Annotated in this window: 15 protein-coding genes; 12 read left to right on the top strand and 3 right to left on the bottom strand. The window is 61.5% G+C overall.

All coding sequences use genetic code 11. The features are described from left to right. Positions 1-110: 110 nt before the first annotated feature. From EGN72_RS05865 to EGN72_RS05850, 4 genes are all read left to right on the top strand, one after another. A complete protein-coding gene (locus tag EGN72_RS05865; RefSeq protein WP_127045716.1) occupies positions 111-1,292 on the top strand; it encodes an aspartate aminotransferase family protein in 1,182 nt (393 codons plus the stop codon). 76 nt (positions 1,293-1,368) lie between these two features. Further along, on the top strand, positions 1,369-2,295 hold the full coding sequence (gene argF, locus EGN72_RS05860; RefSeq protein WP_127045715.1) for an ornithine carbamoyltransferase: 927 nt from the start codon (positions 1,369-1,371) through the stop codon (positions 2,293-2,295). 3 nt (positions 2,296-2,298) lie between these two features. Further along, complete coding sequence (locus tag EGN72_RS05855; RefSeq protein ID WP_127045714.1) at positions 2,299-2,847, top strand: isochorismatase family protein; 549 nt, start codon at positions 2,299-2,301, stop codon at positions 2,845-2,847. Positions 2,848-3,032: 185 nt separating this feature from the next. Continuing rightward, positions 3,033-4,319 (top strand): Hint domain-containing protein, encoded by a 1,287-nt coding sequence (locus EGN72_RS05850; protein WP_127045713.1) that lies wholly within the window; start codon positions 3,033-3,035, stop codon positions 4,317-4,319. Positions 4,320-4,335: 16 nt separating this feature from the next. Here EGN72_RS05850 and hrpB read toward each other — a convergent pair whose 3' ends face one another. Further along, the gene (gene hrpB / locus EGN72_RS05845; protein WP_255417426.1) at positions 4,336-6,792 is read right to left on the bottom strand and encodes an ATP-dependent helicase HrpB; all 2,457 of its coding nucleotides are present in this window, start codon (positions 6,790-6,792) and stop codon (positions 4,336-4,338) included. 7 nt (positions 6,793-6,799) lie between these two features. Continuing rightward, positions 6,800-7,531 (bottom strand): DUF3108 domain-containing protein, encoded by a 732-nt coding sequence (locus tag EGN72_RS05840; protein WP_127045711.1) that lies wholly within the window; start codon positions 7,529-7,531, stop codon positions 6,800-6,802. Positions 7,532-7,678: 147 nt separating this feature from the next. On the opposite strand from EGN72_RS05840, the gene meaB reads away from it, so the two are divergent. Beyond that, the gene (gene meaB, locus EGN72_RS05835; protein ID WP_127045710.1) at positions 7,679-8,662 is read left to right on the top strand and encodes a methylmalonyl Co-A mutase-associated GTPase MeaB; all 984 of its coding nucleotides are present in this window, start codon (positions 7,679-7,681) and stop codon (positions 8,660-8,662) included. 145 nt (positions 8,663-8,807) lie between these two features. After that, the gene (locus EGN72_RS05830; protein WP_127045709.1) at positions 8,808-11,105 is read left to right on the top strand and encodes a glycosyl hydrolase family 28-related protein; all 2,298 of its coding nucleotides are present in this window, start codon (positions 8,808-8,810) and stop codon (positions 11,103-11,105) included. A 48-nt stretch (positions 11,106-11,153) separates the two neighbouring features. Here EGN72_RS05830 and EGN72_RS05825 read toward each other — a convergent pair whose 3' ends face one another. Further along, the gene (locus EGN72_RS05825; RefSeq protein ID WP_127045708.1) at positions 11,154-11,636 is read right to left on the bottom strand and encodes a HugZ family protein; all 483 of its coding nucleotides are present in this window, start codon (positions 11,634-11,636) and stop codon (positions 11,154-11,156) included. Between the two features lie 77 nt (positions 11,637-11,713). On the opposite strand from EGN72_RS05825, the gene EGN72_RS05820 reads away from it, so the two are divergent. The 6 genes from EGN72_RS05820 (at position 11,714) to EGN72_RS05795 (ending at position 20,371) form a co-directional block, all read left to right on the top strand. Further along, positions 11,714-13,381, top strand: coding sequence for a SulP family inorganic anion transporter (locus tag EGN72_RS05820; RefSeq protein ID WP_127045707.1), 1,668 nt, complete (start codon positions 11,714-11,716; stop codon positions 13,379-13,381). 353 nt (positions 13,382-13,734) lie between these two features. Next, on the top strand, positions 13,735-15,699 hold the full coding sequence (gene acs, locus EGN72_RS05815; protein ID WP_127045706.1) for an acetate--CoA ligase: 1,965 nt from the start codon (positions 13,735-13,737) through the stop codon (positions 15,697-15,699). 1 nt (position 15,700) lies between these two features. Beyond that, positions 15,701-16,381, top strand: coding sequence for an adenylate kinase (locus EGN72_RS05810; protein WP_127045705.1), 681 nt, complete (start codon positions 15,701-15,703; stop codon positions 16,379-16,381). Positions 16,382-16,444: 63 nt separating this feature from the next. After that, positions 16,445-16,702, top strand: a complete 258-nt coding sequence (locus EGN72_RS05805) for a DUF4212 domain-containing protein (protein WP_127045704.1) — start codon at positions 16,445-16,447, stop codon at positions 16,700-16,702. A 12-nt stretch (positions 16,703-16,714) separates the two neighbouring features. Continuing rightward, positions 16,715-18,484 (top strand): sodium:solute symporter family protein, encoded by a 1,770-nt coding sequence (locus EGN72_RS05800; protein WP_127045703.1) that lies wholly within the window; start codon positions 16,715-16,717, stop codon positions 18,482-18,484. 69 nt (positions 18,485-18,553) lie between these two features. Beyond that, entirely contained in the window at positions 18,554-20,371 is a 1,818-nt protein-coding gene (locus EGN72_RS05795) for a DUF294 nucleotidyltransferase-like domain-containing protein (RefSeq protein WP_370323180.1), read from the top strand. The last annotated feature ends 11 nt before the right edge of the window (positions 20,372-20,382 follow it).

Genomic DNA, 20,382 nt, shown 5'->3' with positions numbered 1-20,382 from the left:
ATCACCAATGCCCATTGGGCGCCCCCCCTTTTCCGACCCAATTCCCCAATTCACGTTGACTTGGCTGCCCGGCTTTGGCACGGCTATGCCATCCACAAAAGGACCATACGATGATCTCTTCCGTATTGCCGACCTATAATCGCGCGCCTTTGGCCTTTGAAAAAGGCGAAGGATCCTGGCTGACGACAACCGACGGGGAACGCTACCTCGATCTGGGGGCCGGCATTGCGGTCAACGCTTTGGGCCATGCCAACCCCGACCTCGTGGCGGCATTGACGGCACAGGCGGGGCAGCTTTGGCATGTGTCAAACCTCTATCAGATCCCGCAACAGCAACGGCTGGCGGACCTGCTGGTCGAACACAGCTTTGCCGACACCGTGTTTTTCACCAATTCCGGAACGGAAACCGCGGAACTCGCTATCAAGATGGTGCGCAAATACTGGTACGAAAAAGGCCAGCCAGAGCGGATCGAGATCGTAACCTTCGAAGGCGCCTTTCATGGCCGCTCCACCGGGGCTATCGCTGCCGCCGGGTCCGAGAAAATGACCAAAGGCTTCGGCCCCCTCATGCCCGGCTTCAAAACCCTGCCCTTCGGCGATCATGACGCGCTGCGCGCCGCAATCACCAACAAGACCGCCGCCGTGATGGTAGAGCCGATCCAAGGCGAAGGCGGCATCCGCGTGCTGCCCGATGCCTGCCTGAAAGGCCTGCGCGACCTTTGTGACGAAACCGGCGCGCTGATGATCCTGGATGAGGTGCAATGCGGCGTTGGCCGGTCTGGCAAGCTGTTTGCGCATGAATGGGCAGGCATCACCCCCGATATCATGATGGTCGCCAAAGGCATCGGCGGCGGCTTTCCCTTGGGCGCTCTGCTTGCCACCGAAAACGCGGCATCCGGCATGGTCGCGGGCACCCATGGCTCCACCTATGGTGGCAACCCCTTGGGCTGCGCCGTGGGGGCCAAGGTGATGGAACTCGTCTCTGACCCGGCTTTCCTGGCCGAGGTGAACCGCAAATCCGCCCTGTTCCGCCAAGGTCTCGAAGGCCTCGTTGCCACGCACCCACAGGTGTTCGAGGCTGTGCGCGGCACCGGCCTGATCCTTGGCCTGAAATGCAAGGCCCCCAATACCGATGTGGTCAAGGCCAATTACGCCCAACACCTGCTCACCGTGCCTGCCGCCGATAACGTCATCCGCCTGTTGCCTGCGTTGAACATCCCGGATGCCGATATCACCGAGGCCCTTGCCCGCCTCGACAAAGCCGCAACCGCACTGGAGGCCTCTGCCTCCTGACCCCTTTCTTTTCGGCCCAAATATCCCGGGGGGTCCGGGGGGCTGGCCCCCCGGCGCTCCTCCAGAAAGCAAAACGATGAACCATTTTCTTGATATCCACACCACCGATGCCGCCGCTCTGCGGGTCATGATCGACAGCGCCCATGCGATGAAAACCGCCCGCAACGGCCGCCCCAAGGGCACGCCCGATGATGACCAGCCGCTGGCCGGCCATATGGTCGCGCTGATCTTTGAAAAACCCTCCACCCGGACCCGCGTGTCCTTCGATGTCGGCGTGCGCCAGCTTGGCGGGCAAACCATGGTTCTGTCGGGCAAGGAAATGCAGCTTGGTCATGGCGAAACCATCGCCGACACCGCCCGCGTCTTGTCGCGCTATGTCGACCTGATCATGATCCGCACCTTTGAGGAGGCCACCCTGCAAGAGATGGCCGAACATGCGACCGTGCCGGTGATCAACGGGCTGACCAACCGCACCCACCCTTGCCAGATCATGGCCGATGTCATGACCTATGAGGAACATCGCGGCCCCATCGCGGGCAAAAAGGTGGTCTGGTGCGGCGATGGCAACAATGTCGCCGCCAGCTTTCTGCATGCCGCCGGGCAATTCGGCTTTGATTTCACCTTCACCGGCCCGCCCACGCTGGACCCAGAGGCCGAATGGCTGAATTTCGCCCGCGACAAAGGCGTCGCCGTCACGGTAGAGCGGGACCCGGCCAAAGCCGTTGAAGGGGCCGATCTGGTGGTCACCGATACTTGGGTGTCCATGCATGACCCGGAATCCGCCAAGGAACGCCGCCACAACCAGTTGCGCGGCTATCAGGTGAATGAGGCGCTGATGGCGCGGGCCAAGCCCGATGCCTTGTTCATGCATTGCCTGCCCGCCCACCGCAATGATGAGGCGACAAGTGCGGTGATGGATGGCCCTCATTCCGTGATCTTTGACGAGGCGGAAAACCGGCTGCACGCGCAAAAAGCGGTGATGCGCTGGTGCCTTGGCGTCTAGGCCATGACCACCGCGCTGCTGGTCATTGATTGCCAGATGGAATTTGCCCGCCGCACCGCGGCGGGCCTGCCGCGGTCCAACCCGCAGGCAGAGGCGCGGATTGCCGAAACGCTGGCCCTGTTCCGGGCCAGGGATTTGCCCGTGGTCCATATCCATCACGATGATCCTAACCCGAAATCAGGCTTTCGGTTGGGCACGCCGGGCGGGGCGGTAATGCCCTGCGCCGCGCCCCTGCCGGGGGAGGCCTGCTTTGTCAAACATGGCTCTTCTGCCTTTGTTGGCACCGGGCTGGAGGCGCATCTGCGCGATCAGGGCATCATGCGCATAGTCTTTATCGGGGCGGCAATAAATTACTGCGTTTCCAGTAGTTTACGCATGGCCGCGAATTTGGGTTTTGACGTGCTTTTGCCACAAGATGCCGTCTTTGGCTTTGGTATCACCGGCCCCGATGGCGTGGCACATAGCCCCGAAACCGTGTTGTCGGTGACACTTGGCACCCTTGCCGATTTTGCGGGCATCACCTCTTCCGAAAACCTGCCCACCCAGTTGTGACAGCGCCGCGCATTGTTTCCAGAGCGCAATCAATCAGGCCAGCACTGCGCGATTGTTGCGGATTGCGGCGAATTTGCGGCTCGGATTGTTTCCAATTTCTTATAAATGCCGCAGATCATGCCCGAATTGGCCACAGTGCCCGCCCATATTGCCCAAAGGAAAACGCATCATAGGGCAGAGCCAGAATGGCTGCGATCAACACAGGTTTGGGTGGCCCGCAGGGCGTCGGAGAGGGTAGCTTTCGCGGCACGCCGCTGACGGCAGGCAATTATGACGATGGGTCCATTCTGGTGAATATCACCTCGGTGTTTGGGCCTTCGGGCATCAACTACTTTGGCACCAATTACACCAGCATCTATATCAACACTAATGGCCTGATCACCTTTAATGGCCCGGTGACAGCCTATACCCCATCGCCGCTGGCCAACCTGTCTTATCCTGCAATTGCGGTGTTCTGGTCGGATGTCGATATTCGCGCCGGGACCGCGACGGGCACCAATAATATCTATTGGGATCTGGACCCGGCCAGCAAACGGGTCACAATCACTTGGCTTGGGGTGCGGGCCTACAACGGCTCTGCCGGGACCAACACGTTTCAATTGGTGTTGGAGCATACTCAAAACGGCAATTTCGAAATTGATTTCATCTATCAGCAGGTCCAGTGGACCAATGGCTATACGGGCGTGGCCCAAACCGGCATGACCAATGGCGGCGCGATTGATTATATTATCCCCGGGTCGGGCAATGCGGCGGCTATTTCCAACTATCCGAACGCGGTTCTGGATGCGAATGATCCCAATGGGGTGTGGTCAACGCGGTTCCTGAACGGCAATCCGGTGTGCTTTGTCGCGGGCACGTTGATCCAGACGCCGCTTGGCCCCCGCGCGGTCGAAACCCTGCAAGCCGGCGATCTGGTGGAAACACTGGACGCGGGCGCGCAGCCCTTGCTCTGGGTCGGCGGTGGCAGCGTCATCGCGCAGGACGAGGCTTTGCCGGTCTGCATTTCCGCAGGTGTTCTGGACAATGACCGCGATCTTTGGTTGTCGGGCCAGCATTTGGTGATGCTGTCGGGGGCAGATTGCGAATTGCTGTTCGGCGAGGCAGAGGTTCTGGTGGCGGCCAAACATCTGCTGTCGTTGCCCGGCGTGTTCCGGGCGGTTGGGACTGGCAAGGTCAGCTATCATCATTTGCTGTTGCAGCAGCATCATCTGGTCATTGCCGAAGGCACGGCGGCGGAAACGCTTTACCCCGGCCCGCAGGTGTTTGAGGCATTGCCTGCGCGGTCACTGACAGCGCTGGAACAGGTGCTGTTTGCACAGGAATTCACACAAAGCCGCCCAAATCCTGCGGCCCGCAGGGTGTTGCTGGCCCATGAGGCGCGGGTTCTGCTGCGCCGCAGGGTGGAGCGGGCCTATCTTCAGCGTCCGGCTTTTGAGGTCCCGACGACGCCACGCCATAGCTGCGCCGCGTGATCCGGGGGCTTTGGGGTTAGGTGCCGCGCGGTTTGGCGCGCAGGGTCGGGTCCGCCTCGCGCGGGTCTTCGGGCCATGGGTGCCGGGGGTAGCGCCCGCGCATATCCTTGCGGACATCGGCATAGGAATTCGTCCAGAACCCCGGCAGATCCATCGTCACTTGCACCGGTTTGCCGCCGGGTGACAGCAGCGTGATGCGCAGCGGCAAGGCCTTTGGCCCCACGGTCGGATGGGTGGTGACGCCAAAGAGTTCTTGCAGGCGCAGCTCAATCCCCGGTGCCTCGCCATCGTAGTCAATCGGGATGCGGCGATCCAGCGGTGTGGTGAAATGGCTGGGCGTCAGCCGGTCCAAGAGTTGCAGCGCGTCCCAGCCCAGAAACGCGCGCAACGGGTCTGTCAGATCTAGGCTGCGCAACTGGCTTTCGGTTTTCGCCTTTGTCAGATAGGGCAGCAACCAATCCGGGTCTGCCAGCAGCGCTGCATCCGACAGGTCGGGCAGGTCCGAGCCATCGGCGCGGCACAGGTCCACCCGCGCGCGCAGGCGTTTGGCGGCAGGCGTCCACGGCAGGCCAATCGCGCGCAAACCGTCAAAGGCGGCGCGGGCCATCGCCTCGGCTGGGGCTTCGGGCCACAAGCGGTCATCCAGCACCAAAGCCCCGAAACATTCCTGCCGGCGGGCGATGATCTTACCGTCGCGGCGCGACCATTCGCACAGGTCCACCCAAGCGATCTGATCGGCATAAAGTGCGCGCAATTCGGAGTCGTGCAGGGCGGCGGCTTGACGAATTTTCGCCTCGCGGGTGTCGCCATCCAGATCGGTGGCGACGATCAGACGGTGACCTGCCAGCGGTGTGCCGTCCTCCATCACGGCCCCTTTGCCGCCTGACAGGATATAGCGGGGCGCGTCGCCTTTGCGGCGCAGGCCGATGCGGTCGGGATAGGCCAGCGCGGCAAGCTGGCCGGGGCTTAGGTCGCTTGGCGTTTCGCTGCGTTTCAGGCGTTTTGCCTCAACCTTGATGCGGTCGATCACGCCGCGATCGGCGGTATAGGGGTGGTTATCCTCAAAACTGCGGGGGTTGGCGATGGCGGCAAGGCGCAGGGCCAAATCAGGGGGCGCGCCGCGCACAGGGTCGCGTTCGGCCAGCAAAGCCGCCAGCGTGGCGGCATCGGGGCCAGCGCCTGCGGTTTGCAGCATATGGCCAAGGCGCGGGTGCAGGGGCAGGGCCGCCAGCGCGCGGCCATGATCGGTGATGCGCCCGCCTTTCAGCGCGCCAAGGGCTGTCAGCAGCGCCTGCGCCTCGGCCATCACACCCGGATTGGGCGGCGTCAGAAAGGCCAGCCCTTCGGCGCTGCCCCAAAGCGCCAGTTCCAGCGCCAGCGGGGTCAGGTCTGCGGCCTCGATCTCTGCGGGGGGGAAGGGGGCGAGGCCGCCTTCCTCGCCCTTCGTCCACAGCCGGTAGCAGGTGCCCGGCGCCACCCGGCCCGCGCGGCCCCGGCGCTGTTCAGCCTCTGCCTTGGTCACGCGTTCGGTGACAAGGCGCGACATGCCGGAATTGGGGTCAAACCGCGCGCGGCGGGACCGGCCTGCATCCACCACCACGCGGATATCGGGCAGCGTCAGCGAGGTTTCAGCGATGGCGGTGGCCAGCACGATCTTGCGGCCCGTGGCTTGCGGGGCAAGGGCGGCACGCTGGTCGGTAAAAGACATGTTGCCAAACAGGGGGCGGACCACGCAGCCTTCGGGCAAGCGGCCTTTCAGCGCGGCCTCTACCCGGCGGATTTCACCTTCGCCGGGCAGAAAGGCCAACAGCCCGCCTTCGGGGCACTCTTCCAGCGCTTGGCAGATCAGGGCGGCGACTTCGGTTTCCAGACGTGCGCGCGGGGGCAGGGGGCGGGGCAGCCAGCGAGTTTCCACCGGAAACGCCCGCCCTTCAGAGGTGATCAGCGGCGCATCCCCCATCAGGGCAGCCACGGGGGCTGCATCCAGCGTGGCGGACATGACCAGCAGCACCAAATCCTCGCGCAGGGCGCCGCGCAGTTCCAACGCCAGTGCGAGCCCCAGATCGGCGTTCTGGCTGCGTTCGTGGAATTCGTCAAAGATCAGCGCGCCGATGCCATCAAGGCCGGGATCAGATTGGATCATCCGGGTCAGGATGCCTTCTGTCACCACCTCGATGCGGGTGGCGGGGCCGATCTTGGCCTCTCCGCGCACGCGGTAGCCGACGGTTTGGCCCACCGCTTCGCCCAGCGTTTCGGCCATGCGTTCCGCCGAGGACCGGGCGGCGAGGCGGCGGGGTTCCAGCATCAGGATGCGGCCCTTGCACAGCCCCGTCGCCAGCATCGCCAAAGGCACGCGGGTGGTTTTACCCGCACCGGGGGGCGCTTGCAGCACGGCCATGCCGCGCGCCCGCAGCGCGTCGATCATCCGTGGCAGCGCCTCGTCAATGGGAAGGGGTTGGACCGTTTGATTCACGGCACCGTTATCGGCGTTTCATCGCGGCTTTGCCATAGATGGAATCCATCGCAACCTCTGTCACCCGCATCCGTCCATCGCCTGCGGGCCTGTAGGTCAGGGTAAAGGGGAAGGTGGTGCGTTCGGCCATTTCCGCAGGTTTGAAGCCTGCGATGCGGCGGTATTGGCCGGTGCAGACCACGGCATCCCCTTGCTTTTTCGGGTTGGAAATCGCGATGGAGCTGACATAGCGGCCATCATACATTTTCAGGCTGACCTTGCATTCCTGCCCCGCATCGACATCGCGCAGAACGGCGTAAAGCGCGGTCAGCGTATCCACCGTGCCACCTTGGGTAGCGGGGTTCACATCCTTGTCGCGACCTTCGCGCGGGGGGGTGTATTGCACCGCGCTGGGCACGCCCTTCGAATAAGTCATCTTGCTGGTGGATTTGGTTTTGCCGTTATCCGCCTGTTCGACATAGCTGAACGGGGTGTAGCGCGTGCCAGACACGGCCCCCTTTGCGGTGGCGTTATAGCTGATCTTGCGGAACATCGCCGCGATGCCCGCACTTTTCAGCAGGCCCGAGACGGCATAGCGGTTGCCCTCTTGCACGCCGGAAAAGGCAAGCGAGGCGGCGCTGATGCCACGGATCACCACGTCAAAGGTGGCCTTGTCCTCGATCCGTTCCGCAAGGGCGGTCGTGGGCAGGGCGGCAGCGCAGGCAAGGGCGACAATGGTCGCGCGCAGGGGTTTCAGCATGTGAACCTCGTTTCTTTCGGGGCTTTTTTCCCGTTCCCTCTGGCATATAGGCAGTAAGACGGGCAAAAAACCCCAAAGCGAGGGGGGAATGATGACAAAGCTGTCACCTTGCCCCCAAAACAAGCGAAACCTTGCCGGAGCCGCAGAATGGATGTTTCAGAAATTGCAGAAAAGGTCGCGGCAGGCGACAGGCGGGCGCTGGCGCGGGGGATTACCTTGGTGGAATCGGCGCGACCCGATCACCGGGCGCAGGCGCTGGATCTGGCCGATCGGCTGCGCGGGACCGGGCGGCAGGCGCTGCGCATCGGGCTGTCGGGCACGCCGGGGGTAGGCAAATCCACCTTCATCGAAAGCTTTGGGCTGATGCTGGTTGCGCAAGGCTTGCGCGTGGCGGTGCTGGCGGTGGACCCTTCCTCGGCGCGGTCGGGCGGGTCCATTCTGGGCGACAAGACCCGGATGGAGCGGTTGAGCCGCGCGCCGCAAGCCTTTATCCGCCCTTCGCCAAGCCAGACGCATCTGGGCGGCGTGGCACGGCGCACGCGCGAAGCGGTGGCGCTATGCGAGGCGGCGGGCTTTGACGTGGTGATGATTGAAACGGTGGGCGTTGGGCAATCGGAAACCGTGGTCGCGCAATTGTCGGATCTGTTCATCCTGCTGCTGGCCCCGGCGGGTGGGGATGAATTGCAAGGCGTCAAGCGCGGGATCATGGAGATGGCCGATCTGATCCTTGTCAACAAGGCGGATGGCGATCTGAAGCCTGCCGCGCTGCGCACCTGCGCCGATTATTCCGGTGCGCTGCGCCTGCTGCGCCGTCGCCCGCAAGACCCGGAGGGTTTTCCCAAGGCGATGACCGTCTCGGCACTGGAGGAGGCCGGCTTGGCAAAGGCCTGGGAAGAGATGCAAAGCCTGACGAACTGGCGGCAGGCCAACGGCCATTGGGAGGCCGCCCGCGCCGCACAGGCCCGCCATTGGTTTGAAGAGGAGGTGCGCCAAGGGCTTTTGGCCGCACTGACAGCAAACCCCGACATTCGCGCCACCATGCGCCGTGCCGGGGATGCTGTGGCGCAAGGGGATATGACCCCTGACAGCGCCGCCGCCGAAGTTCTGGCCACGTTGGCCAAGCGGCGCTGAGGCGCAAAAGCGTTGCGCCCCTGTGCAGGGCTGCGCACGGTCGTCTTAAGCTGAATTAACCCCACCGCGCTAATTCTGGCCCTTGTCACGGCGGGCCCCGACTGGGTTTGCCTTGGAAAATGCGCACAAACGTGAGGGTTTATCAATGAACAAGGCGATTACCGACGGGCTGGTGCTGATGCCCCCCCCGTTTTCAGCAGGGCTTAATCTGTGGTCGCGTGAGGACGGCAGGCCCGGATCGGGCAGCTATGCCGGGCAATCAAATGCTGCTTATGTTCCGGCGGATCAGGATTTTGGCGGCTGTCTGGAATTGCAAAAGACCGCCAGCACGCAACGGCTGCGCTCCTATATCGAAACGCCGATTATTCCGGGTTTGTATCTGCGTGTCACTGCCCGCGTGAAAGCGGTTGCGGGTAACTTGCCAAGTGTTCGGATCGCGGCTTGGGCCGGGGCGTCCAACAACAGCAATGTCACCAGTGTGCCGCAAACCGGGCCTTCTGTGGCGCTGACCACTTATGGCGAGGTGGTCACGGTTTCGGCCATTATTGCCACGGGCAACCGCTCTGGCGTGGATATGGCCTGGGGGGCGACCCCGGTTTTCGGCCATTTCGGCCTTGATCTGACTGGCCCGACCGGGGGCGTGGTGCGGATTGATGATATCGAGATCGAAGACATCACCTCGGCCTTTCTGCGCGATTTGATGGATTGGGTGGATGTGCGCGACTTTGGCGCGCGGGGCGATGGCGTGACCGATGACGCCGCCGCCTTTGACGCCGCCGATACCTATGCCCGCAACAATCAAGTGTCGGTTCTGGTGTCCAAGGGCACCTATTTCCTGAACACCAACGTCACCTTTACCAGCAAGGTCCGCTTTGAAGGCACCGTTTCGATGCCGTCGCAGTTTCGCCTGTCCTGCACCCGCGACTACAATATGGACACTTACGAGGCCGCCTTTGGCGATGAGGAAGAAGGCTTCCGGCGCGGGCTTCAGGTGTTGTTCCATTTTACCGATCATACGGTATTTGACCTGAGCGGTCGTCGCGTCCTGCTCAAAAGCCCGGTGGATGTGGCCGCTGTGTCTGGTTTGAACACGCTGGTGCAGCGCCGTGTGCTGGCAAATGGGATGCTGGAGGCGGGTAACAGCACCGCCTGGAACGATGTGACCACGACTTCGGTGGCCACTTACACCCCGACGAGCAACGCTGTCCGTCTGACCGGGGTTGCCAATGTGGCAAATATTCCTGTCGGGTCACGGGTGACAGGCACCGGTGTCGGGCGTGAGGTCTATGTCGCGTCAAAAGACGTGGGTGCTGGCACGATCGAGTTGAGCCGACCGCTTTGGGGTGCTGCTGGCACGCGCACCTATACCTTCACCCGCTATCAATACCTGTTGGATTTCAGCAATTGGGCCAACCTTGGCCGGTTTGAGATGCGGGATATTGAATTCCAGTGCAACGGCCGTTGCAGCGCGGTGATGCTGCCCTCTGCCGGGATCGGGACGATCATTTCGGATTGCACATTCAACAAACCAAAAGACCGGGGCATCACCTCGATCAAAGAGGGGTGTCAGGGTTTGCATGTCGATCAGTGCCAGTTCCTGTCAAACGAACAACCGCTGCGGGTGCAGGACCGCACGACCATCGCGATGAACGTCAATTCCAACGACCCCAAAATCCGCAACAACCGGATTGTCCGCTTTGCCCATTTCGCAATCTTGGGCGGGTCGGGCAATATGATCATCGGCAATCACTTCTTTCAGGGCGACGATCAGACCGCAGGGGTGCGCCGCGCCGGAATTGTCTTTACCTCGACCAATGTAAAGACGCTGATTACCGGGAATTACGTCGACAATTGCTATATCGAATGGGGCAATGAGCATGACAGCGCGCCGGAGTTCAATTCCGAGTTCTCCTTTGGTGGGCTGACGATCACGGGCAATATCTTTACCTGCACCGATTCCGCCCCATCGCTGAGCTTTATCGTGGTTACACCCTATGGGCCTGGCCATTTCATCAACGGTTTCTCGATGAGCGATAACGCGTTCCGCACGGTGAACAACAATATCGACCGGGTGGATGCCGTCGATACAACACATGCCACGCTGGATTATTCCCGGTTCCGCAATGTGATCATCGAGGCGAATACCTATAATGGTGTCAACCAGATCACGCAAAGCCCGGTGACGATTCAGCATGACCAGAACACCGAAGCCTCTATCTGGTTGGTGGATACGGCCGGGTTCCTGCCCTTTGGTTCGCGGGCGCGGAATGTGATGGGGCTGGTCAAGGAAAACGCGGTGCGCAATGCGTCCAACGTTATCGACTACACCATGCCCTATTGCGAAACTGAACGCGGCACCGATGGCCGGATGATCCAGTTGCGCTGGCAGCAGGCGGTGCGGGGGCGGGTGCAGGCGACCATCCGCTGTGATAACCCGAACTGAGGCGGGGCGTCAGACCAAAGGGAAAGGCGGGTTTTGGCCCGCCTTTTTTCATGGGTTGCGCAGATCGTCGGTGGTGAAACGGCTGGCCTTGCCAAACCCGGCATTGAGCAGCGCATCAACTGGGTGCAGCCGCACAAAGGCGAAATCGGCAAAATCGACATAAAGCTTGGCTTTGGGGTGCCGCGCCAACCAGATCTCTCGCAAAACGGGGCGTTCGTCTGGCGCTGTGACCATGGCTTTTGCGCGCAGCATCAGGCGCGGATGGGTCAGCGGGTCGCCTTTTGGCCCCGGCTCGCCCAGCAGCAGCGCGCAGGGCGGATGCGCCTGCAACCCGGCCAGATGCGGGGCCAGTGCCGATATCAGCGTCAGCGGCACCCCCGCCGCATCCAGCCCAAAGGCGATACGGCTGATCGCGGGCAAACCATCCGCCCCGATGTAAGACAGCGCCGCATGCCGTAGGTGCAACAGCGATTGCGCCAGCGTTTTGGCCTCGGCGTTCGGTGGCGGTGTTGGGTCGATGGGCGGCGGCATGGCGGCTTTCGCGTTTGAGCGCTTGACAGCGCGCGGGGGCGTGGGGCTGGATATGGCAACTGGAATACAGGCCGATGATGCCCAAAACAACACTTTCCGCCCCGCCCGAATTTTTGCCCAAACTCATTTCCGTATTGCGAGAAGGCTACGGCCTGCGCGACCTGCGCGCCGATGCTTTGGCGGGGCTGACGGTGGCCATCGTGGCGCTGCCCTTGTCGATGGCGATTGCGATTGCCAGCGGGGTCGGGCCAGAGCGCGGGCTTTATACCGCGATTGTCGGCGGCTTTCTGGTGTCGGCGCTGGGCGGATCGCGGTTTCAGATCGGCGGGCCTGCCGGGGCGTTCATCGTGTTGGTTTCGGCCTGCGTGGCGGCGACAGGGCTGGAGGGGTTGTTGCTGGCAACCTTCCTGTCCGGCTTTTTGCTGATGGGTGCGGGGGCGTTGCGGCTGGGCAGTTACATCCGCTTTATCCCTTACCCCGTCACCGTTGGCTTTACCGCAGGCATTGCGGTGATCATCTTTGCGAGCCAGTTGCGCGACCTGTGGGGTTTGCAGCTTTCCGGCCCCGAACCGGGGGAATTGCTGGAAAAGCTGCCGGTGCTGTGGGCGGCGCGTGACAGCGTTTCGCTGGCGGCCTGCGCCGTTTCCGCCGCGACCATCGCCATTATTCTGGCGGTCAAGCGATGGTTGCCGAACTGGCCCGGCATGTTGCTGGCGGTGGTGGCAACTTCGGCGCTGGTCGCAGCCTTGGGCGCGGGGGTGGAGACGATTGGCACCCGTTTCGGCGCGCTGCCATCCACCTTGCCTGCACCTGCCTTGCCAGTGATTTCGGCAGATGCCTTGTGGCAAGCGCTGCCTTGGGCGGCCAGTTTCACCTTGCTGGGCGCCATTGAATCGCTGCTGTCGGCGGTGGTTGCGGATGGGATGACCGGGCGGCACCATCGGTCCAACGCGGAACTGGTGGCGCAAGGGGTGGCCAATATCGGCTCTGCGCTGTTTGGCGGGTTTTGTGTCACGGGCACGATTGCCCGCACCGCGACCAATGTGCGCGCAGGCTCTCATGGGCCGGTGTCGGGGATGCTGCACGCGCTGTTCGTGCTGGGTTTCATGCTGCTGGCCGCACCGCTGGCCGCCTTTATCCCGCTGGCAACCCTGGCCGGGGTTTTGGTGGTGGTGGCATGGAACATGGCCGAAAAAGAAGAGCTTTGGGCCCTGATCCGCGCCAACCGATCCGATGCGATGGTGGTGATCGTCACCTTCCTGCTGGTGATTTTCCGCGATCTGACCACGGGGATCGTGGTGGGGGTGGCGCTGGGCGGTGCTGTCTTTATCCGCCGCATGGCCGAGGCCGCAGGCATCGAGCGGCACGAACCCACCCTGCGCTATGACCCCGCCGAGGCCAGCGCGACCGACCTTGCCATCTGCCATTTGCGCGGCCCGTATTTCTTTGGCGCGGCGGCGCGGCTCGGCTCGGTGCTGGACAGGATTGCCGACACACCCAAGGGCTTTGCCGTCGATTTCACCGATGTGCCTTTCATCGACAGTTCCGGCGCGCGCGCGTTTGAACTGTTGGCCCGTAAAACAGCGCGAAAAGGGGGGCGGCTGTTTTTCACCGCCGTAAACCCCGAGGTGCGCAAGCTGCTGGAAAGCCATGGATTGCGCGCGCCCCATGTCAGCTACCGGCCCGATATCGCCGCGGTCGAGGCCGAGATTCTGGGCAGCGCCCCTGCCGAATCACATGGCTGAACAATGCATCGAATCGCGGGTCTTGCCGTGCAACCCGCAAGCCCGCCTTGCGGCATCACGTAGCGTCAAACCCGTGGCTTTGGAGGCGTTCGGCGAAAACCTGCCTAAATCCTCACCGGTTTGTGAACAGCTATCAGCTTGAAAAACAATGCCAAAAATTTGTCACAATTTTCAGGATTTACAAAAATTCTGCCGTATCAGTAAATAAATTTACAGAAAAATCATTGAATCAAAAAGAGTTACGCAAAAATTGACCAATGGGGTATAGTGGCCTTAAGGGAGGGGTGACTGCTGCAAGCCGCAGTGGTTCACCCAAGGGCAAGCTGCTTTGCCCGCAATGAGGAGGAACAGTCATGTCGCAACCCGTTCAGGCCGGTTCGGTCTATCCCGCTTCTGATGATTTCATCGCCAACGCCCATGTGGATGCCGCTGGCTATGAGGCGATGTATGCCGCCTCCGTAGCTGATCCTGCCGCCTTCTGGGCCGAGCAGGGCAAGCGCATCGACTGGATCAAGCCGTTCACCAAAGTAAAAGACACCAATTTCACGCTGGGTAAGGTGTCGATCAAGTGGTTTGAGGATGGCCAGTTGAACGTGTCCGCCAATTGCGTTGACCGTCACATGACCACCCGCGCCAACCAGACGGCGATCATCTGGGAGCCGGATCACCCCGATACCCCCGCCCAGCACATCACCTATTCCCAGCTTTTGGAAAACACCTGCCGCATGGCCAATGTGCTGAAGGCGCAGGGCGTGACCAAGGGCGACCGCGTGGTGATCTATCTGCCGATGATCCCCGAAGCTGCCTATGCCATGCTGGCCTGTGCGCGCATCGGCGCCATCCACTCCATCGTTTTCGCGGGCTTCTCGCCCGATGCGCTTGCCAACCGGATCAACGATTCCGAGGCGAAAGTGGTCATCACCGCCGATTTCGCGCCCCGTGGCGGCCGCAAGACCGCACTGAAATCCAACACCGATGCGGCCTTGCTGCATTGCGATGACCGGGTGAAATGCCTTGTTGTCAAACATACCGGCGATCAGACCACTTGGGTCGATGGCCGCGATATCGACGTGAAGGCCGAAATGGCGGCCGCAGCACCCTATTGCTCTTATGTGGAAATGAACGCCGAAGACCCGCTGTTCATCCTCTATACCTCCGGCTCCACCGGGAAACCGAAGGGGGTTGTGCATACCTCGGGCGGCTATCTGGTTTACGCCTCGATGACGCATCAGATGACCTTTGATTACCATGACGGCGATGTGTTCTGGTGCACCGCCGATGTGGGCTGGGTCACGGGCCACAGCTATATCATCTATGGCCCGCTGGCCAATGGCGCGACCACGATCATGTTCGAAGGTGTGCCGACCTACCCGGATGCAGGCCGTTTCTGGGAAGTTTGCGCCAAGCACAAGGTCAACCAATTCTACACCGCCCCCACCGCCATTCGCGCGCTGATGGGGCAGGGGCCGGAATGGGTTGAAAAGCACGATCTTTCCAGCCTCAAGGTTCTGGGTTCGGTCGGCGAGCCGATCAACCCCGAAGCGTGGAACTGGTATAATACCCATGTGGGCAAGGGCAAATGCCCGATCGTCGATACGTTCTGGCAAACCGAAACCGGTGGCCACCTGATCACCCCGCTGCCGGGTGCCATTGCGCAAAAGCCGGGCTCGGCCACCAAGCCTTTCTTTGGTGTGAAGCCGATCGTGCTGGACCCAGCGAATGCCGCAGTGCAAACGGAAACCGCTGCCGAAGGGGTGCTGTGCATCGCCGATAGCTGGCCGGGGCAGATGCGCACGCTTTGGGGCGATCATGCCCGGTTCGAGGAGGCGTATTTCGCGCAATATCCGGGCTATTACTTCACCGGCGATGGCTGCCGCCGTGATGCCGATGGCTATTACTGGATCACCGGTCGCGTCGATGACGTGATCAATGTGTCCGGTCACCGCATGGGCACCGCCGAAGTGGAAAGCGCATTGGTGGCCCATTCCATGGTCGCCGAGGCCGCCGTGGTTGGCTACCCGCATGAGATCAAGGGTCAGGGCATCTATGCCTATGTCACCTTGATGAACGATGTGGAGCCGACGGACGATCTGCGCAAGGAACTGGTGAAATGGGTCCGCACCGAGATTGGCCCGATTGCCAGCCCCGATCTGATCCAATGGGCGCCGGGCCTGCCGAAAACCCGTTCGGGCAAGATCATGCGCCGCATCCTGCGCAAGATCGCCGAGAATGATTACGGCAGCCTTGGCGATACGTCGACGCTGGCCGATCCGTCGGTGGTCGATGACCTGATCAACAACCGCATGAACCGGGGCTAAGATGGCTGACGTCACAACCACCCCAGCCGTGTTCATCCTGCTTGGCCCCCCCGGGGCCGGCAAAGGCACCCAAGCCCGGATGCTGGAGGAGACATTCGGCCTGGTGCAATTGTCCACGGGCGATCTGCTGCGCGCAGCCGTGGCCGCAGGCACCGAGGCGGGCAAGCAGGCCAAGGCGGTGATGGAAGCCGGTGGCCTTGTGTCGGATGAAATCGTGCTGGCGATCCTGAAGGATCGCATGGCCGACCCCGACACCAAGCGCGGCGTTATTCTGGATGGTTTTCCCCGCACCGCGGGGCAGGCCGAGGCACTGGACGGGCTGCTTGCCAGCACCGGCCAGCGTGTGAATTCGGTGATCTCGATGGAAGTCGAGGATGCACCGATGATTGCCCGCGTTGCGGGCCGCTATACCTGCGCTGCTTGCGGTGAGGGGTATCATGACGCGTTCAAACAGCCCGCCACGGCGGGTGTTTGTGACAAATGCGGCGGTGCGGATTTCAAACGCCGCGCCGACGACAATGCCGAAACGGCGGGGGCGCGGTTGACCGCGTATCACGCCCAGACGGCACCGCTGATCGCCTATTACAAAGGGCGCGGCGTTCTGGAAACCGTGGATGCGATGGCAGATATCGCATCGGTCGCCGGGGCAATGCAGGCCTGCGTAAAACAGGTATTGGCATAAAAGGGAGGGCCGCTTTTCCATGCTGGGAAGGCGGTCGAGGGAACAAAAAAGGGAGTTACGCAAATGGCGGACAAATCTTCGTCCAACGCCTATTGGAGCGCGAATATCCGGATCATCATGATGTGCATGGTCATCTGGTTCGTCGCCTCTTTCGGCTTCGGCATTCTACTTCGGCCCATGCTGTCGGGCATCGCTGTCGGGGGCACTGACCTTGGCTTTTGGTTTGCGCAGCAAGGGTCAATCCTTGTCTTTCTCGCGCTGATTTTCTTCTACGCCTGGAGAATGAACAAGCTCGACGCCGAACACGGCGTGGAAGAATAAGGGACGGAACAGATGGATCAATTTACCCTTAACATGCTCTTTGTAGGCGGGTCTTTCGCGCTCTACATCGGGATCGCCATTTGGGCACGTGCCGGCTCTACCGCTGAATTCTATGCGGCGGGCCAAGGCGTTCACCCCATCCTGAACGGGATGGCAACGGCGGCTGACTGGATGTCGGCGGCTTCCTTCATCTCGATGGCTGGCCTGATCGCCGCTGTCGGCTATGGCAACTCGTCCTTCCTGATGGGCTGGACCGGTGGCTATGTGTTGCTGGCCCTGCTGCTTGCGCCTTACCTGCGCAAATTCGGCAAGTTCACCGTGCCGCAATTCATTGGTGATCGCTTCTACAGCCAAAAAGCCCGCATGGTGGCCGTTGTCTCGCTGATCGTGATCTCGACAACATACGTTATCGGTCAGATGACCGGCGCTGGCGTTGCCTTCTCGCGCTTTCTGGAAGTGGAAAGCGACACCGGCCTTTATATCGCTTCGGCCATCGTGTTCGTTTACGCGGTTCTGGGCGGCATGAAGGGCATCACCTACACGCAGGTTGCACAGTATTGCGTGCTGATCATCGCCTATACCATTCCGGCGATCTTCATCTCGCTGCAACTGACCGGGAACCCGATTCCGGGTCTGGGCCTGTTCTCTACCCATATCGAATCCGGTATGCCGCTGCTGGCGAAACTGGATCAGGTTGTGAACGAATTGGGCTTTGCCCAATACACCACGCTGAACACCTCTATGTTCAACATGTTCCTGTTCACCCTGTCGCTGATGATCGGCACCGCGGGTCTGCCGCACGTCATCATCCGCTTCTTCACCGTGCCGAAGGTTTCGGACGCACGTTGGTCGGCTGGTTGGGCGCTGGTTTTCATCGCTTTGCTGTATCTCTCGGCTCCGGCTGTGGGTGCAATGGCGCGCTTGAACATCATCGACACCCTCTACCCGCAGGGCACCCAGTCTGAGGCCGTTCTGTATGAAGAGCGCCCGCAGTGGATGCGTAACTGGGAAGTCACCGGTCTGTTGAAGTTCGAAGACAAGAACGGCGACGGCCGTATCCAGTTCTACAACGACAAGAACGACGGCTTCACCGCAACCGCCACCGAGCGCGGCTGGGCTGGCAACGAATTCACCTATAACAACGACATCCTGGTTCTGGCGAACCCGGAAATCGCACAGCTTCCGGGTTGGGTGATTGCGTTGATCGCGGCAGGCGGCCTTGCGGCAGCTTTGTCCACGGCAGCGGGTCTGTTGTTGGCGATTTCTTCGGCCATCAGCCATGACTTGATCAAGTCCTACCTGAACCCGAACATCTCGGAAAAAGGCGAATTGCTTGCAGCGCGTATTTCGATGGCTGGGGCGATTGGTGTTGCAACCTGGTTGGGCCTGAACCCGCCCGGCTTTGCGGCGCAAACCGTGGCTTTGGCCTTCGGTCTGGCAGCGGCAACCATCTTCCCGTCCTTGATGATGGGGATCTTCTCCAAGAAGATTAACGCGATGGGGGCAACTCTGGGTATGCTGACCGGTCTGGTTGTGACTTGTCTGTATCTGTTCACCTACCTGGGCATGTTCTTCATCCCCGGCACGAACATCCTGGAGAACGTGGCGTCCAACTACCTGTTCGGCATCCCGCCGGCATCCTTCGGGCCGATTGGCGCCCTGCTGAACTTTGTTGTGGCTTATGTTGTCTCGGGTATGACAGCACCGCCTCCGCAAGACGTGCAGGAACTGGTTGAATCGATCCGCGTGCCGAAAGGCGCAGGCGCAGCAACCGGCCACTAAGAAACCAACGCGCCCCCCGGCTTGACCGGGGGGCGTTCCCCTTTGCATTTCAGGACGACGGAAATAGACATGACGCAAACCGCGATCATCAGCTTTCTGGAAACCGTCCACCCCTATGACACTTTGTCAAAGGATGATCTGGCACAGGTTGCGGGCGTGTTTCATCGCCGCGAATATGTCGCCGGAGCAGAGATTTACCACACCGGCCAACCGCTTGACGGGTTGTATCTGGTCAAGCGCGGCTCGGTCGAGGTGCTGGAACCTTCGGGCGGGCTTGTCTCGTTGCTGGGGCCGCGCAATTCCTTTGGGGAACGGGGGCTTTTGCGTGACGGTCTGGCCGTGACCACCGCCCGTGCCACCGAAGAAACGGTGGCCCTGATGCTGCCCACCGCCGAGTTCAAACGCCTGATCGCGCATTCCCCCGCCTTCGCCCGGTTCTTCAGCCGGGGCCGCGGGGTTGAGGCGCGCGGCAGCGACCTGACCACCCAGAAAGTCGCCGATCTGATGGCGCGCAAGCCTGTCACCATTGGCCCCGACCAAACCATCCGCAGCGCCGCCGCAAAAATGCGAGATGCCCGTGTCTCCAGCCTTGGGGTTGTTGATGACGGTGTGTTCCAAGGTATCGTCACCACCCGTGACATGACCAATAAAGTGCTGGCCATCGGGCTGGACCCATCCAGCCCGGTTGCAGGCATCATGACGCGTGATCCTGTGACCCTGACGCCCGGCGATCTTGGCTCTGACATCCTGCATATCATGCTGGAACGCCGTATCGGGCATTTGCCGATTGTCGAAGGCACGCGGCTGGTGGGCATGGTCACACAAACCGATCTGACGCGTTTTGCGGCGGTGTCCTCGGCCAGCCTTGTGCGCGATGCCGCCACCGCCGAAACCGTTGCCGAAATGGCTGCCGTCACCGCGCGCATCCCCGCCCTGCTGGTGCAGCTTGTCGGTTCCAACAACTCGCATGAGGTGGTGACGCGGCTGATCACCGATATCGCCGATACCGTCACCCGCCGCCTGCTGAAACTGGCCGAGGAAAAGCTGGGCCCCGCCCCGGTGCCCTATCTATGGCTGGCCTGTGGCAGCCAAGGGCGGCAGGAACAGACCGGGGTGTCTGACCAAGACAATTGCATCATGATCGACGATGCCGTGACGCCCGACCAAATGCCCTATTTCGCGGAACTGGCGAAATTTGTCAGCGATGGGCTGGATGCGGCGGGCTATTTCTATTGCCCCGGCGATATGATGGCGACCAACCCGCAATGGTGCCAACCCGTGCGCGTCTGGCGCGAGTATTTCCGCAAATGGATCGCCACACCCGACCCAAAGGCGCAGATGCTTGCCAGCGTCATGTTCGATCTGCGCCCCATCGGCGGGGCGGCCAGCCTGTTCCGCGACTTTCAGGCCGAAACACTGGAAAACGCGGCGAAAAACTCGATCTTTGTCGCCCATATGATCGCCAACAGCCTGACCCATTCGCCACCCCTTGGCCTGCTGCGCGGCTTTGCCACCATCCGCTCGGGCGAGCATAAGAACCATATCGACCTGAAACATTCCGGCGTGGTGCCTGTGACCGATCTGGGCCGCGTCTATGCGCTGATTGGCAAAGGCACCGCCGTCAACACCCGCGCCCGCCTTCAGGCCGCCGAGGACGCGGGGGTGATTTCCGTTTCCGGCGCGCGTGATCTGATCGAGGCTTATGACATGATCGCAGAAATCCGGCTGGAAAATCAGGCCCGGCTTATCCGGTCTGGCCGCAAACCCGATAACTTTATGGCACCCTCCGACCTGTCGGATTTCGAACGCTCGCATCTGCGCGATGCGTTTGTCGTGGTGCGCACCATGCAATCCGCCATCGGCCAAGCCCGTGGTGCCCGTTCGTGAAAGATACCGCC

The organism is Pseudorhodobacter sp. E13 (assembly GCF_003991405.1).
In the GTDB taxonomy this organism is placed as follows: Bacteria; Pseudomonadota; Alphaproteobacteria; order Rhodobacterales; family Rhodobacteraceae; genus Pseudorhodobacter.
Note: the sequence above shows the minus strand (reverse complement) of the source record. Positions and strands in the feature narration are given on the sequence as shown.

What these genes read in the sequence shown, in the direction of transcription:
- EGN72_RS05865 (WP_127045716.1), top strand. Translation starts at nt 111, where the DNA reads ATGATCTCTTCCGTATTGCCGACCTATAATCGCGCGCCTTTGGCCTTT.
- argF (WP_127045715.1), top strand. Translation starts at nt 1,369, where the DNA reads ATGAACCATTTTCTTGATATCCACACCACCGATGCCGCCGCTCTGCGG.
- EGN72_RS05855 (WP_127045714.1), top strand. Translation starts at nt 2,299, where the DNA reads ATGACCACCGCGCTGCTGGTCATTGATTGCCAGATGGAATTTGCCCGC.
- EGN72_RS05850 (WP_127045713.1), top strand. Translation starts at nt 3,033, where the DNA reads ATGGCTGCGATCAACACAGGTTTGGGTGGCCCGCAGGGCGTCGGAGAG.
- EGN72_RS05840 (WP_127045711.1), bottom strand. Translation starts at nt 7,531, where the DNA reads ATGCTGAAACCCCTGCGCGCGACCATTGTCGCCCTTGCCTGCGCTGCC.
- meaB (WP_127045710.1), top strand. Translation starts at nt 7,679, where the DNA reads ATGGATGTTTCAGAAATTGCAGAAAAGGTCGCGGCAGGCGACAGGCGG.
- EGN72_RS05830 (WP_127045709.1), top strand. Translation starts at nt 8,808, where the DNA reads ATGAACAAGGCGATTACCGACGGGCTGGTGCTGATGCCCCCCCCGTTT.
- EGN72_RS05825 (WP_127045708.1), bottom strand. Translation starts at nt 11,636, where the DNA reads ATGCCGCCGCCCATCGACCCAACACCGCCACCGAACGCCGAGGCCAAA.
- EGN72_RS05820 (WP_127045707.1), top strand. Translation starts at nt 11,714, where the DNA reads ATGCCCAAAACAACACTTTCCGCCCCGCCCGAATTTTTGCCCAAACTC.
- acs (WP_127045706.1), top strand. Translation starts at nt 13,735, where the DNA reads ATGTCGCAACCCGTTCAGGCCGGTTCGGTCTATCCCGCTTCTGATGAT.
- EGN72_RS05810 (WP_127045705.1), top strand. Translation starts at nt 15,701, where the DNA reads ATGGCTGACGTCACAACCACCCCAGCCGTGTTCATCCTGCTTGGCCCC.
- EGN72_RS05805 (WP_127045704.1), top strand. Translation starts at nt 16,445, where the DNA reads ATGGCGGACAAATCTTCGTCCAACGCCTATTGGAGCGCGAATATCCGG.
- EGN72_RS05800 (WP_127045703.1), top strand. Translation starts at nt 16,715, where the DNA reads ATGGATCAATTTACCCTTAACATGCTCTTTGTAGGCGGGTCTTTCGCG.
- EGN72_RS05795 (WP_370323180.1), top strand. Translation starts at nt 18,554, where the DNA reads ATGACGCAAACCGCGATCATCAGCTTTCTGGAAACCGTCCACCCCTAT.